We start from the raw sequence: 16,107 nt of genomic DNA on the forward strand, positions 1-16,107 counted from the left end.
TTTTTGTTGAGGCTCTTTAGCGCAACCGCCAATTTCTCAACAACAGTTTACTCTGCCTCACCGCTGTTTAAAAAGTGAACCGGAAGCCGCCGTCAACACGCCAGTCCGTCTTGACATCGCCGCTGAACGATTTCTCGAAGGTAGCATACGCATAGCTGTTGTTGCTGAGCTTAGTTGTACCGCCAAGCTGCAGATTGACCCAGGTGCCGCCAAAGTCCACGCTTGTGCCTTTAGACTGCTCGCCGGCGGCTGAATAGCTGGTGTCAAAATCGCCCAGGAACTCATGCAGCAACGATACCTTGACAAATGCGCTGCCACGTTCGTTTTGAATTCCGGCGCCAATACCCACGCGCCCAATCAGGCTGTCAAAGCTGTCCTGCTTTACCTGCAGCGCAGTGCCGTTCAGATAGTCACTGTGCGCACCATAGCTGTCGCTTCCCAGCCTGCTGTAGGTAAGTTCAACCTGCGGCTCATAATAGAAGCCTTTGCTGCCGGTCTTAATGCGCTGTCCGTATTCCGCGCTTGCCGCCATGCCGGTTGTGTCATATTCCCCGTTAAGCTTATAGCCATAATCGTTATATACGGTATAATCGGCTTTTACTTTACTGCCGCGCAGTATAATATCGGCATAGCGCCCTTTTTCCCCCAGCCAGCTGCCATACAGGCTCAGGCTCGTGGACCGGTTGTCGCCGCTGCCGGCTTCGTAAGTGCTGTCGCCTTTAAGATAACTTACCGCCGCGCCAAGACGCCAGCCAGCTTTGCCTACGGTTTTGTCATAGCCGAGCTGGTAGGTTTTAAAGTCGGTTTTGAATTCGGTATTATCCTGCTCATAGCTGGTTTTGCCGCCGCCCATTTTCACCCAAAGACCCTCTTCTGCCTTGGGATCAAGACGCAGGTCGCCAAGACGTTTCAGGACGTCATTGTTTTCCGCTCTCCAGACCAGGGCGGACGATACCATCGCTGATTTGGCGCCGCGCATCATGGCAGTTTGCTTGTTGCCGTAGGTGATCTCCGGAGTATGTTCGGTTGTATTGCCTGTGGCCGGATCGACATCAAGCACTGTGCCGCCGACATGCCCCTTGCCCTGGTTGTCAAAGCTCAGGTCACTGGTTTTTAGCGCCGCGCTGCTGGTAAGCAGTCCTTCCGCTATTTCCAGCGTGCCGCTGAGCTTGCCGCTATTGCTGCTGTCAGCCAAAGCTGCTGTCAGGTTGTTCTTTACCGCTTCTTCATAAGTGACCTTGTTGGCCATGGCTTCAAACACACTCAATACGGCTTCATTGCCTGCGCCTATGCCTTTATAGTCTGTTACCAGGCTGATTGTTGAACCTTGGGTCGCAGTGCCGATCACTACGCCGCCGCCAAGAATGTTCGCCGGATCATTTTCATCATGCGCATAGATGAATTTCGCACTGCCGCTGTAATTATTAATGGTAATTTTATTGCTGTTTTCCTGCTTGATAATGCCGGCATTGGCTTTACTGTCGCCGCCTGTGAAGCTGTTGATGACCGCACTTGCATTGCCGCTGTCTTTGGCCGTATTGGTCCAGACTGCGCCATTCTTCAGTTTCATGTTAACCGTACTGCTGTCATTGATAATGTTGCCGTGGAAGGAGGCGTCACTGTTGTTGAAGCTTACATCCACGGTACCGCCGCTGCTGGCGATGATATCTCCCGCGACGACAGCCTGCCCTGTTTCACCTGTATTAAGCAGGATACTGCCACCGGCGGCATCAATGGCCGCTTTGCCTTCACCGGATTTAATTTCCGCTGAGGCCAGTTGAACAACGCCGGTTGCTCCGGCCTGTACACCAATTCCGCCAGCGTTGATGATTGTATGTCCGTCAACCTTGACATTGCCGCTTGCTGCCAAAATACCGGTTCCTGTCGACTGAACACTAAGGTTTTTGGCGATAGTAGCAGTACCTTCATTATAAATGCCATACGCATTGCCTTTTTCACTGCTGGCGGTGAGGGCCAGATTATCTGCGCTTAAATCAGCTGTTCTGCCTGCTGCGGTATAGACGCTTATAGCAGCCTTGCCCGCTTCCGTGGCTTTGGCCGTAACGTCAAGCGTATTTTCCGCCGTTGCTTTGATGCCGGCATCCTGGGCAGCGATGCCGCTGACCGCCGTAATCGCGCTTTCGCCGCTGCCGATGGTAACGGTGTCAACATCGTCGACTGCGATTTTGTTGGCGACAGCCGTGCCGGCCGTTTTGAACGCGTAATTGCCCTCGCTGTCGATCACGCCGCCCTGGGCGTACTCGTAATCCGTGGTTTTGCTGTCGCGGATCTGATTATGTCCGGTAAGGGTGCTGCCGAATTCGGTCGCCACCTGCTCGGGCGCCGCGTAATAATAATAGCCCTGGCCGGTTTTGGTATTAAAAGCGATAGCGCCGGATCTGACGCCGAGATCTGTCTTGGAGCCGCCGGTCACTGTCTCGGTAATTGCCGCCGAGCCTATCAGGCTGTAGCCGCCGCTGGAGCCACCCTGGATGGCGTCCGTGTAATACAGCTTATTCGCCAGCGCATTTAAGATTTTATTGACCTGCAGCGTGTTGCTTAAGTCAATGCCTGCGGTATCGGTGCGGACAAAAACAACATTGTTTTTGCTGTAGCCGGCGCCGGATACCGACGACTTGATAACCGCATCGCCGCCGGTAAGCTTCGTCGGGTCCGTCCCGTCATGATCGTAATGCACGGCGGTTATGCCGGCAAAAGAGTCAACCTCTAATTTGCCGCTGTTTTTCTGATAAATAACGCCAAATCCGGCGTAGCTGTTTGACGGACCTTTCAGAAGGGTTACATGGGTATCGCCGCTGCCCTGCTGCCATTGGTTTGTCCACAGAGCCAGGGCACTGCTTAAGGAAAGATTGAAAATGCCTTGGCCCTGGGCGCCGCCGGTCCAATGGGTGTTACTTGATAAGGCGAGATCAACCCGCCCGCCCTCACCGGCAATATCGGTATAAATATCACCCTTGACATAATCTCCGGTCTTCAGGTTGGACAAGGTTACTTTACTGTTTTTGCCGGCCGTTATGGCAATACCGCCGGTCGCATCAAGGTAACTGCTTTGTTTGTCTGCATTATACGTGTCGACGGCAACGCTTATATCTACATTACTGCCATTATCGGCAACAATGCCGATACCAGCCTGGGCATCAATTTTAAGCTTGCTGGTTATAGTAATGCCCGCATTATTATTGGCCTTTATGGCAGTAAATTTGCCGCCTTCACCGGCTGTTCCCGTAATTTTCAGAACGTTGCCGTCGTTGAACCCGCCATTCATGGTCTTTTGTGTAATTGTGACCATATCGCCTGCCGCCGCAGCAGGGTCGCCGTCAGCATATATACCGTAAACGTCTTTGACATTGCCGCCGGCAGTAATCAGTAGATTGCCGTTATTTGCAGTCAGCGTACCGCCTTTGCGCACATTTATGCCGGCAGCATACCCGGTCCCTGCGTCCGCCACCGTGGCACTGCTTTGCACCTTCAGCAAATTGCCGTCTGTTTTCATGGTGACAGTCTTGCCTGCACCGACATCCACCGCCGCGTAAACAGCCCCGTTTTTGTCATAGACCGTATTAATGGTAGTGTCCTCTTTAAACAAATAGTCTGAGCCACTTTTAACACCATGAAGGGCGTATTCTTCATCAGTGCCGCCGGTTATCGCTGTCGTAAACGAATTTGCGGTTTGCGGCGCATAAAAGCCCTGGCCGGTGGTTTCGTTGAAGCCGATAAGACCGCCGGCCAGCTTCGCGGAGGAATTCAGCAGCCCTTCCATGATTTCCGCGTGCCCGTTGACATCACGCTCGCCACTAGCATAGCCGGTGTAGGTCAGCTTCTTGGCCAATGCCTGCAGCACACTGTTGACTTGTGTCTTGTTATTCATATCAATGCCCGTGCTGTCCGTCTTTAAAGTCAGTTCCGTCTTGTTCCCGGAGTTGGTTTCTCCATGGCCTATTACCGTATCACCGGCGGCAAAATTAGCAACATTATCCTGAGCATGCTCATAATAAATATTCAGAACACCGTCGCTGACCTTGTCCAAATACAGTTTCCCGGCATTTTGCTGGTAAATGCTTGACGGCATTGTTGAGCCCACTGTAAGCTCCGACACACGGGTGTCGGCCTGGCTACCGTTCAGCCAGCGATTGTACCAGGTGCCGCCAAAGTCAGCGGTTGTGCCGCTGGTGCCCATACGCATCTCAAAAATGCCGTCGCCGCCCGCGCTGCCGGTCCAGGTTTGCATCTTATTCACATTCAAAAATACATTCGTCAGATTGTCGGCCGTAGAAGTGCCTTTGCTGATTAAAATATCGCCCCGCAATTCCGTGGCGGCGCCGTAATTCAAATCACCAAGCCTTACCGTCGCCCCATTGCTGGCCTTGACTAAATAGCCGTTGGTTTTCAGAATGTTTTTGACTCTGCCGTTATAGGCAATAGTCCCGCCGTCAGCGTCAAACACCGTGCTGTTAACAGAATTTTGCAATTCTCCCGCCAACTGTATCGGCGCGCCAATCGTGATGTTTCCTTGTTTACCAGCTTTGACAGCGGTGTACGCATAGTTCGGGTCCCCGGTAAAAATAATGGGCGTATTCTTGTTCTTGATTGTTATGGAAGCCTTGTCGGCTACCGCCCCGCCGGTGCCGATACCGGCGTAAAAACCCACAGCGTTCCGGCCGTTCGCGCCAACCGTAACCGTCCCCATGTTGTTAACTGTCAGCGAGCCGTTATTGTCTACGGCCACCGCCGTAATCTCGTTCTGGTCAGATGCAGCAGCAATATTCCAGTTGCTGCCAAGCATATCAATAACTAAATCGATGTTTTTTCCCACATCAATAGCAGGTGCATCAGCAACGCTGATGCTGGTGGCTTTTTTGCTGCGGATATCGCCATTGGCATAATAGACACCGCCGGCAATATAGGGAAGATCCGCGGCAGTGCCGGTCAGCGTCGTGGTATAATCGGTCACTGCTTGTTGGATATAGTTGCCCTGCCCGTTAGCAGGGTCGTACCAGATGTCGCCAATCGCCTTTTCGGCCGATTCCGTGGTCAGACCCTCGGCGATCTTTACTTTGCCGGTCAGATTGCGCTCACCCGTTATGTAGCCGGTATAAAAAAGCTTATTGGCCAACGAATCAAAAACGCCGCTCACGATCGCATGATTAGTCACATCGATGCCATTACTGCCTGTCTGCAGGGTAATTTCTGAGCCGGCAGCAGCGCTTTTTATCGTAATATTGCCGCCGAGCATTGTGCTCGGGGTTGCATCGGCATGCGCATACATGGCAACGACATGACCGTCATATTTATCAATGCTCGCCCCGGCAGTTGTGTTGGAAAACTTCAATACACCTGCCGTATCCGCGGTCGTGCCGCCATGCAGCTTGATAATGTTTGATACTCTGGCCGCATTGTTTATCCAGCTGCCACCGTTCTGGATAAACAAATTCTCAACCTGATTGTCGGTGCCGGCATTCGTGGCGCCCTGCCAGAAAGAATCTTTCGTTGTCAGGCCTAAATTAACAGTGGTAATATCCGTGCTGTAGGCTGCTTTGGTTTGGATATCGCCTACCATCATAACATCATTATTAGTAGCGGTTACATTACCAGCAGAGTCTTTAACAGTATTAAGCTCTAATAACGAATTACCATAGCCATAAATAGTTCCCCAGCGGCCGCCGCCGAGGGAAAGATGCGCACTGGTCTCCACTCTGTTGCCCATCGTATTAACGTCAAGACCAAAGTATTTGGTAGATAAAATCTTTCCCTGGGCATCCTTCGTATCCTTGGCAAAATCGGCGTATCCCTTGATGATCAGTTCGCCGCGGTTAAATATCTTAACACCGGTTATGTTCTCCGAATACTGACCGCCGCCGGCGGTAACAGTGACAGCATTATCCCAGCCCCCAGCGTTGTTAATGATGATGGCCGGCCGGCCGGCTGCCAGCTCTTTTTCCTCTGTTCCTAATCCCCGGTAATAGCCTGCATAAATTCCGGCCAGATAGTAGCCTGTCGATTGGTTGTTCAGCGTCAGCTTGCCGACATTGTCAAATGTAATACTTACCGGTTTCTCCACATAAAGCGGCGTACTGGAGATATAGGCACCGACAGTTGGTCTGGCCGGGTCAATCTGGCCTATGCCGGTGTCAACAACATGGTTGACAGTCAAATTATGCCCGTTAAGATTAAACAGCATATTGTGGTATTCACCGCTCTTTACGTTCGGGGCCGTCGGACCACCGGGCTGAATAGTGCTGATATAGCCCTGATTGTCTGCTGTTATCCCCATGGCAGCCAGTTCCTGCCAGGTATAACTGTTGTTGATCATCGTGTTTTCCGTAAAGGTATACCTGACTGTGTCAGCAGCTTCGTCGAATACCGCCTTACCCGGCAATACCTTATTATCCTCGGTAACATTGCTGGTTACTTTGCCGGTGTATTCCGCGGCCTGCGCTCCCGGCAGATACGTGCCGCAGAGCAATCCCAGCGCAACCGCTGCTGCCAGCTTCTTTTGTAATTTTCTGCGTTTTAATACTTTCAGCCAATTACCACTCAACGTAAACATCTCCTCTACAAGTATTTCTTCTGTCTTTGGCACTTAACCGGCTCCTCTCACCCCCTTGTAAAAGCACTTTGCTAAAAGCCAAAAGAGCACCAGTTCGCACCTTCACAGGGTGGCAAAAGCATAGTACCTAGTTCTATATTCAATTGTTAGCAAGCCTGGTTATTTCCTTACCGTTATTACTTTTGCAAGGCTTTGACAACTTCACCTGTCAGGTCTTTGCCGCCAAACAGCATAGCGTTGCTGTTCACAACATTTTTGATGCCATTATCTTTGGCCACTTTGGCAATGGTATTTTGAATTTGCTGCTGAACAGGCGCCATTGTGCTTTGTTCGAATTTTGCATACTCTTGGGAGAGATTGGTACTCAGTGTATTTTTGTCGCTATCCGGCATATCTTTGGCTTGTTCATTGTATTGATTCTGCAACCTGACTTTTTCGTCACTGATTTTCTGTAGAATATCTTTGATGCCAGGATAGTTTTGCAGCACATTCGGCACATTCACAAAACCAACCAGAGAACTTTGCTCTGCCGCTAAGGCAGTGGAAGCAAAACCTGACATCAGCAGTAGCAGGCATATGAAAGCTATCAATTTCTTTTTCATGATTATTCCTCTTTTCCCAAGTTTTATCTTTTGCGGCGAGTTAAGACTCCCGCCTCTGCAGGCAGCGTTTGTTCAGGAAGGGTAGACTCCCCGCCTGAACCCGCCGATGTTTCAGCTATGTTGAAATAAGTTCACTGTCTTGGTTTAGTTATTTTTCATCCCATATTCGGCTCATAAATTTAGGGTATTCACTCTCCAGGAATTTCAAAGTTTCTCCCAAAATGGCATTAATCAAGTCCGGATCAAACTTATCATCCTTGGCAGTCAGGCAGGCATTCAGCAATACGTCGCCGTCTGGCGAAACGACGAATTTAAATAACCGGTAATTGTTGTTTATTTCATTGAGAAAAGGCGCAATTTTCAGGAATTTTTCACCTTGGGCCACTCCTGTCGCGATCTGAACCTGCAGTAAGGTATAGACGCTGGTATCAATAAGAATGGCAAAGGGCAGGGTTTGACCCTTAACCTGCATATGGCTGCGGAAAATTGCGGTCTGCTCCTCATTTTCCATTTCTTGTAAAGCAAAGCATTCAATTTTATTTGCTGCTAAAAACTCCCTCATTTTTATTGTTTTTGCATTCATAACTTCGTCTTTTTCTTGGTCGCTTCCCATTTTCACAGACTCCTTTACTATGTTATTTTTTATTATTATTGAGGATAGCCTTTGAGCGGCCATCCTCAATTTTTAAGAGAGTTACTTAGAAGGTCCACCGCAAACCTGTGTCAATCCGCCATTTGTTGGTCACATCGGCATTGAAGGTTTTTTCGTAGGTTGCATAAAGATAGGAATTTTCACTAAGTCTAGTGCTGCCGCCCAGTTGCATTTCATACCAGGTATCGCCGAAATCAATTTTCGTGCTGCCTGTTGGCTCCCCTTCGGCTGCGTAATTCGTGGTAAATTTACCGGCAAATTCATGAGCAAGGGCAAATCTGGCAAAAATATTGCCAGTCTTCGTTTTCTGACCAATACCTACGCTGAGCTTACCGATGGCGCTGTTAAAGCCATCCTGGCTTACGGACATATCCCTGGCAAGTCCCTGCGAGTCAAGGAAATCACTGTGCGCCTTATAATCCTTACCCTGTATCCTGCCTAAAGTCAGTTTGACACCAGGATCAAAGTAAACACCATTGCCTGCTTCGATATGCCGGCCATATTCGGCACTTACAGAAACGCCCCAGGTCTTATAGTCACCGTCCAGCTTATGCCCGAAATCATTGTAGACAGTATAATCATTTTTCAGGCTGCTGCCTTTAACCTGTACATCAAGGTAGTGGCCGCGGCTTCCCTGCCACGTTCCGTACAGGGAAAGGCTGGTTGCCGAATTGTCGCCTTCCCCGCCCAGTGAATAATTGCTCGAGCCATCGTTATAGCTTACAGCGGCGCCAACTGTCCAGTCGTTGGCTATCTGCCGGTCAAAGCCCAGCTGGTAGGCTTTATAGGAAGTTTCAAATTCTGTATTCTGCTCGTTAACCTCTGATTTCCCATTGTAATACCTGGCCCAGATTCCTTTTCCTTCACCGCCCAGGCGCAGGTCGCCCATTCTTTGCATAACATCGGCATTCTCACTGCGCCACAGCATCGCCGAGGAGGCCATTGCCGATTTAGCGCCTCGCATCATGGCAGTTTCTGTAGAACCATAGATTACCTCAGAGCCACCGGTTGTAATGACAGAACCCGGTTGGAGCGATGCCTGTCCGTCAGTGGAACTATAATTAATTGTGCCTGTAGCCCTGCCAGCCGCAGAAGCTGTCAACCCTTCGGCGATTTGCACATAGCCGCTGAGGTTATTCTCGCCACCGGCATAATTGGCATAATTGAGTTTTGCCGCCAAAGCAGCAAGTACAGCGTCAATTGCGGTATCATTGCTCAAATCAATCCCGCTTCTGTCCGTACGCAGGGTAATCGAAGAATTCTCCTCAGCGTGTTTGATGGTGGTATTGCCGCCCAAAATGCTGGCAGGTGCAGCTGTGTCATGTTTATAGAGGAATATTGTACTGCCACTGTAATTGTCAATGGTCACATGGCCGGCATTGCCACTGGTCATATCGACTACCCCGCCATTAGTGCCGGCAGCCGCCAAGGTTTTGGCAGCGCTGCTGCTGCCGCTGGTCAGGCTGCTGATTGTGCTGTCCCCGGTAACGATCCATTTGGCACCATTCTGCATGTCGAGTGCAAAATTCTTGCCCGTGTTATACCCTGTCCAGGTTGCGCCGTCTTTCATGTACAGGTTGACATTGCCGCCGTTGGTAGTATAGTTGCCGGTCCAGGAAGAATCGGCAGTGCCCAGCCCAACTGTAATCAAACCGTTGGTGCCCATGCCGCCGCGGGTAGAAAAGTCGCCTTCGATAACGGTTTTATTGTCACCTGCTCCGGTTATGTTGCCGCTACTGTCTTTGCTGACATTAACCTGTACTGTGCCGGTATTGGCGCTTACAAATTCGCCATAGGCCCTGATAGCATAGGCCGCTCCGTTAACAGCCTTAATTGTGCCGCCGCCAATGCTGATGTCGGAGGCTACGGCACTGACAGCTTCGTTCGCGCCTTTGCCGTCGGTCATATCGCCGTCGGCTAAAACGTCTACCAGACCATCAATCGTGATGCTTGACCGCTTTCCGTCTGCGCCATTCATCGATTTGATAACCGCTCCGTTAGCCTTGGCCGTGGTGTCAGCTCTTACCGTCAGCACCTTGCCTGCAAGATCATCACCGCCGTTATGAATGACAATCTGACCGCCGCCGTTGACAAACACGGCTGCTGTCTGGCCGCCGCCCGTACTCTCGGCATTAACAGAAATCTTGCCGGCATTATTAATTTCCACTTTGCCGTCACCGATAGCGGTAATGCCGGTCGTATGGGTATCACTGACGGTATTAATTACCAGGTTTTTATTGTTCAGATCGATGCTGACTGCAATACCCGCGCTGCTGCCGGATACTGCGGAGCTGATCTGTGACAGCCAGGGCCCGCCGGCAATTAAATTCTTTCCAGCCGTAATTGTTGTCGTATCCTTGCTGAAGCTATAGCTGCCATCCGCTTTCAGTACGCCGGCCTTCTTGTATTCTTTATCGGTAGTCCAATCGCTGGTAATAGCAGTCGTAAAGTTTGCTGTCGTTTGGCTGTCAGGATAGTCAACGCCGGGAGTAACGGTGGTTTTATCCAGCCCGCCCTGACCAGTTGTACCATCAAATACCATAGTACCGGTCTGCTTGGTAATCGAGGCAGCAGTCAGGCCTTCGGCAATCTGCACATAGCCGCTGAGATTCCTTTCGGCTGTTGTGTAATTGGTGTAATATAGCTTCTTCGCCAATGCGTCAAGTACAGAATTAATGGTAGTATCATCTTCCAGGTCAATACCGCTGCTGTCTGTACGCAAGGTAATGGAAGAATCTGCTGCCGCATGCTTAATGGTTGTATCGCCGCCAAGAATAGTTGTCGGCATAGTTGCATCATGGTTATAGAGCACCGTAGTACTGCCGCTATAGTTATCAATTACAACATTGCCGGCACCGGCCATGGTCATATCGATATACCCGGTTTTGCCAGTGCCGGTGCTGCCGGTAAAGTATTTTATCTTGCTGTTATCAGCGGCAGTGTTGGTATTGTGCCAGACAGCGTCATCACTTACATGTAAAGCGAATTCATCACCGAGGTTATAACCGTTCCAGGTTGCACCACTGGCCATAGTTACATTCATCGTGCCCTTGGTATAGCCGGTCCAGTTAGCTCCGTTCGACATAAACAAGTTAACATTGCCTAATTGTCCCTGTGTTACACCATAACCGGTAATGTCGGTATAATCACCTTTCCAGTAGGAATCTGCCGTACTCAGGCCGATGCTGACCCTGCCTTTCGTCCCCATACCGCCATTGGTAACAATATTCCCCTCAATAACAGTCTTGTTTTTCCCGGCGCCGATAACATTGTCGCCGCTATCTTTGACAACATTGACATTAACCGTACCGTAATTATTGGAAACGAACTCGCCATAAGCGCGGATGGCGCACCAGGCGTCATTAATGGCCTTGATGCTGCCGCCGCCAATATCAATTGTTGAGGCCACCGCGCTGATCGCTTCGTTGGCACCTTTGCCGTCAGTAGTGTCGCCATCTGCCACCACGTCAACAAGCCCGTCAATTACGATGCTGGATTCCTTGCCGCTAACACCGTTCATTGCTTTGATCACCGCACCATTGGCTTTTGCCGTAGTATCGGCTCTTAAAGTAAGGACCTTGTCCCGGGAATTGTCACCGCCGTTATGGATAACGATATGTCCGCCGCCGTTCGCATACAGGGCGGCTGTCTGTCCGCCTTTCGTACTCTCGGCCTGAATGGTAATCTTGCCGGCATTATTAATTTCCACCTTACCGTCGCCAATAGCCGTAATGCCGGTAGTATGGGTATCAGTAACCGTATTGATCGCCAGTTCCTTGTTATGCAGATCGATGCTGACGGATTTATCCGCCGTACTGCCGGATATCGCCGAACTGATTTGAGGCATCCAGGCGCCGGCGGCAATCAGATGCTTAGCCGGCGTAAGCGTTGTCTTGTCTTTAGTGAACACATAGCTGCCGTTGTCTGTCCTTACGCCGGCGGCTACGTATTCCGTATCGGCTGTCCCATCGCCGGTAATAGCCGTTATAAATTCGGTTTTATTCTGGGAATCAGGAATATCTACCGCTGGCGTATACTCATACTGTCCCTGGCCGCTGTCAGCCTTATAGGCAATGTCGCCGACCTTCATGCTGGCCGATTGTGCTGTCAGTCCTTCCGCGATCTCAACCTTGCCGGTGAGGTTTCTTTCACCCGTGGTATACGCGGTATAGTAGAGCTTATTGGCAAGCGCATTCAAGGTAGCGCTGACCAGATTCTTATCCGCCGCCAGGGTTGAAGCAGTATTCAAACCGGCGTTATTGGTACGCAACGTAATGTTGCTGCCTGCTGCCGCGCTGGTAATCTTTACGTCGCCGCCGATAATCGTTGTTGGCGCAGTGCCGTCATGACTGTACAATACCGTCGTATACCCACTGTAATTATCAACAATAATTGGATTGCTATCGTTTTGGAAGATTACGCCCTGCTTGGCCGTATTTGTGCCACCGGCCAGTTTGTTAATGTGACTGCCAGTGAAAGTGGTAGCTTTAGAAGTACTCGTATTGTTCCAGACAGCACCCTCATGCAAGTAGAGGTTTGCCGTGCCGCCATTGCGATTGTCCACCACCCCGGTTAACGCGGATGCCGCACTGCCCAGGCCCAGATTTACAGCGCCGTCTTTCAACAGGTAAATATTGCCCGCAATGGTTACGTCGCCGCCGCTGGCATCAGTAGCCGCCGTATTCATCCCCATAGTGAAGGTGCCGGCCGCGATGTGCAGGGCATTGAATTCGTCTTCGGTGCTTGCCGGGGTAACAATACTGCCGCTGGCAAGGGTTACTTTGTTATTTTTGCTGCCGCTCATCTCCACGCCGGTACCTTTAACAGCAATATCCGCTTTACCGGTAACTGTTACTTCACTACCGGTAGTGCTATTATCCAGGTAGATGCCTTTGGCCTGATAGGCAGGCGTGCCGGAACCGCTCTTCTGTGCAGTAGACACTCCATAGGCATTATCGCCTGCGCCAGTGCCTTTCATAGCAAGGTCGCCGTTAACGGTTACTTTTGACCCGCCATTAGAAACATAAATCCCATAGGCATTGCCGCCGGCAGTATCCTTGGCATTACTATTGACATTCCCGGTAATAACCGCCTCGCCGCCGTTATTGACAAAGATACCTGCTGCCGTTTTTCCTGCCGACGTACTGGTAGTTGTCAGACTATCCACCGTCAGATTAAGTTTTTTATTGGTATAAATGCCAATCGCCTGATTGCCCGCAGCTGCAGTTGCAGCAGCTATACGTAACGATTTCCCGGCGCCATTGACGGTAATATCGCCGCCATTGCCTACGATACCGGCAACTGCTTTGCTATCGCCGATGCTGCCGCCGGTCACATCGCCATCATCAACAGTAATCGTACTGTCCTTGGTAAAGACATAGGCGCCATCTTTCCATACTCCACCGTTTACATATTCATTATTAGTACCTTTTATGCCGGTCAGACTGGTGATAAATGCGGTAGTAATCTGTTCTACCGGTGGCTGTGGGCTGCTGCTTGTATAACTTCCCTGACCATTTGTCTGGCTGAAAGTTACGCCGCCGACATATTTCGCCGCCGACTGGGCTGTCAAGCCTTCGGCAATCTCGACTTTGCCGGTCAGATTGCGTTCACCGGTAGTGTAAGCGTTGTAATACAGCTTATTAGCCAAGGCATTCAGCACATTATTCTGAATTTCACTGGTGCTCATGTTGGTATCATAATCGGTACGCAGCGTGATATTGCCGCCTGTTGCCGCACTGCCAATTTTTATGGCGCCGCCGAGAATTGTTGTCGGGGTAGTTGCATCATGGTTATACAATACGGTAGTATAACCGCTGTAATTATCAATCGTAAGATCATTGCCGGCTGCTTTTTGGACAATCACACCAGCCTTGCTCGCGCTTGTGCCGCCTGTTAATTTCGTAATGCGGCTGGCGCCGTTATTGCCGACATCTTCATTATCCTGGGCATATCTGGTATTATTGCCCTTATTGGTCCAGGTTGCACCGTTTTGCAGCCACAGGTTAACAGTACCGCCATTGTCGACAATACCGTTAAGATAAGAGTCTGCTGTTGTCAGTCCGAGATTTACGGTGCCGGTGCTCAGGGCAAAAATATCGCCGTCCAGTTTCACGTCACTGGTGCCAGGCGTTGTACCATCCGCACCGGCATTCATAGTAATCGTGCCAAGATAGGCAGCAAGGGTATAGTAACCATAGTTTTTCCCTGCCGGTACTTTGATACTGCCGCCTTTGATCGTAATTGTACTGTCTTTTGCTGCTGCTGCGGCGCCATTGCCGTAAATCGCCATAGTAACATCGCCATTGACGGTAATGGCACTTTTTTCAACAGAAGTATACAGACCGGCGCTATTAAACCGCGAAATGACATTCCTGGTATTAAGGCCTACGCCGTAGTCCCCCGTAGCAGCATTGCCAATTGTCAAATCACCGTTTATGATAATCTCCGATTTTTGATCAGCAGCAGTAGATTTTTCGCCCCAGCGGTCAGTTTTGGTTACCGCAACCGCGTGTCCTCCCTGACCGCCTTGCATGGAGATGTTCACAGGCGCATTGATGGTGATGCTGTTGCCCTTATCCTGCGCAGCGTCATTCCAGACAGCGTTGGTGACCGTTTCACCGTCTTTATAGGCAACAGTATTGATATTCAATGCCCCGGCATTGATAGTGACGTCTTTTCCATTGCCGGCATAAACACCGGCGGGAGTTCCTACATAATTCGTCACATTCAGAGTCAGGGTTTTATCCCTGGCGCCTGAACTGCTTTCAGCGTTTATAGTAAGGTTTTTGCCGTCGCGGCCATAAACGGCAGCCAGTACGTTAGTGGTTTTATCACCCAGCCGGTCTGTGCCTAGACCGATAACAACGTCTTTTTTGAAAGTAAAAGTGCTGTAAAGATTATTGGTAATTGCATCTGGGCCAAGATAGTAGGCGTCCCTTTCATCCGCAGCGCCTGTGCCGCTTATCTTTGCAGTATAATCCGCAGTTGCGCCGGCCAGATTTCCGGCTTTGACAATATTATCCGCAGCACCTGTAACGACATCTGTTTTTATCATGTCAAAGCCATTTATGCTAGCATCACCCAGACTGGTAAGTCCGCCTGAGGTCATATTGAACTCTATCGGCGTTGTTTGGCCGTCCAGATAAACCAATATCTTATTGCCGCTGACAAACCACAGACGGTGCGGCGTACTTTCCACCTCAATGCCCCAGGCATAGCTGGGAACATTGTCGACGTCAATGATCTTCTGCCAGTTTTCCGGCGCTGACGACAGCAAATTACTCACCGTTGTACGGTAAACAGCCCCCTTCATGCCTGCCCAGCTGTTATCATAGTTGCCTGTGAAAACATAGGCAAAGCCGTCAGGAGTTACCGTAACATTCCGGTACTCCCCTTTCAACGCCTCCGCACCCTTATAAGTAACTTTGCCTGCTACCGGCTTGCCGGTTTCGTCCAGTCTGACATAGTGCAGCGCTGTTTCGTCGTTGGCTTGTCCACCATACTGATAGCCGCCGCTGCTGGCCGTCAGCAGTACGTTATTATATTCTTTCATGTCCATCGTGTTTTTGCCGACTCGGGTGTAGTCTTTATATACCAGGCTGCCATCAGCAGCAATCGTATAATGGATGACAAAGCTGTCGGCGTACGTATCAACACCGCCCTGAGGGTTGCAGGTAAACAACGCGTATAATTCATTGCCTCTCACAACCAGTCCTTCACCGTGGTAAGCAGTCAGGTTGCTATAGCCTGTGGTAGCGTTTCTTACCGCAGCAGGCACTTCATAGACATGCGCCTGCTGATAGTTCTTGGCAGAATCAGCAACAACCAATCTGCCGTAGTCGTAGCCTGTTGCAAAGAGGTAATTCCCTTTATAGGCAACCGCATGAATATTGGGTTCGGGAGTCAAATCCGTGGAGGCAACAGCCGCTTTCCAGTTTCCCTCCGGATCAACAACCAGACTCTGCTTGCCGGCTTCTGTCCTCTGGCGGATAAGAATGCGTACCTGTCCGTTGTCGTCAATAATACTGAAGCTTTGGGCATCGGCGTTAATGCCACTGTCAATTTTTACCTGCCCCTGGGCATCAACAGTAGCTTCTACTCTGGAGCCTGTAATCGTCCCTACCTGCCCGGCAGCAGTGCCGCCATACGAATAGGTCGTGACAACACCCAGATCAGCCGCCAAGACCGGCATGGTATATAAGTAACCGCCCAGAAGCGCCGCTGTGACGCGTAAAGCTAATGCGCGGTTAACTTTACGCCTGCGTAAACAATTCTTCATATAT

General features: G+C 50.4%; 4 protein-coding genes. All 4 read right to left on the bottom strand.

Going from position 1 to position 16,107, the window contains the following annotated elements; all coding sequences use genetic code 11:
• Nucleotides 1-67 precede the first annotated feature (67 nt).
• On the bottom strand, nucleotides 68-6,601 hold the full coding sequence (locus SALPA_RS26125) for an autotransporter outer membrane beta-barrel domain-containing protein (protein WP_145101014.1): 6,534 nt from the start codon (nucleotides 6,599-6,601) through the stop codon (nucleotides 68-70).
• 143 nt (nucleotides 6,602-6,744) lie between these two features.
• Nucleotides 6,745-7,170 carry an OmpH family outer membrane protein gene (locus SALPA_RS26130; RefSeq protein WP_145101016.1) on the bottom strand — a complete coding sequence of 142 codons (426 nt, stop codon included), beginning with the start codon at nucleotides 7,168-7,170 and terminating at the stop codon, nucleotides 6,745-6,747.
• Nucleotides 7,171-7,318: 148 nt separating this feature from the next.
• Complete coding sequence (locus SALPA_RS26135; protein ID WP_186451236.1) at nucleotides 7,319-7,783, bottom strand: YbjN domain-containing protein; 465 nt, start codon at nucleotides 7,781-7,783, stop codon at nucleotides 7,319-7,321.
• A gap of 85 nt (nucleotides 7,784-7,868) precedes the next feature.
• On the bottom strand, nucleotides 7,869-16,103 hold the full coding sequence (locus SALPA_RS26140) for an autotransporter outer membrane beta-barrel domain-containing protein (protein WP_145101022.1): 8,235 nt from the start codon (nucleotides 16,101-16,103) through the stop codon (nucleotides 7,869-7,871).
• Between the last annotated feature and the right edge of the window lie 4 nt (nucleotides 16,104-16,107).

It is taken from the genome of Sporomusa sp. KB1 (assembly GCF_007830295.1).
Classification (GTDB): domain Bacteria; phylum Bacillota; class Negativicutes; order Sporomusales; family Sporomusaceae; genus Sporomusa.

Coding starts and splice junctions, on each gene's coding strand:
- SALPA_RS26130 (WP_145101016.1), bottom strand. CDS start 7,170: ATGAAAAAGAAATTGATAGCTTTCATATGCCTGCTACTGCTGATGTCA.
- SALPA_RS26135 (WP_186451236.1), bottom strand. CDS start 7,783: ATGGGAAGCGACCAAGAAAAAGACGAAGTTATGAATGCAAAAACAATA.
- SALPA_RS26140 (WP_145101022.1), bottom strand. CDS start 16,103: ATGAAGAATTGTTTACGCAGGCGTAAAGTTAACCGCGCATTAGCTTTA.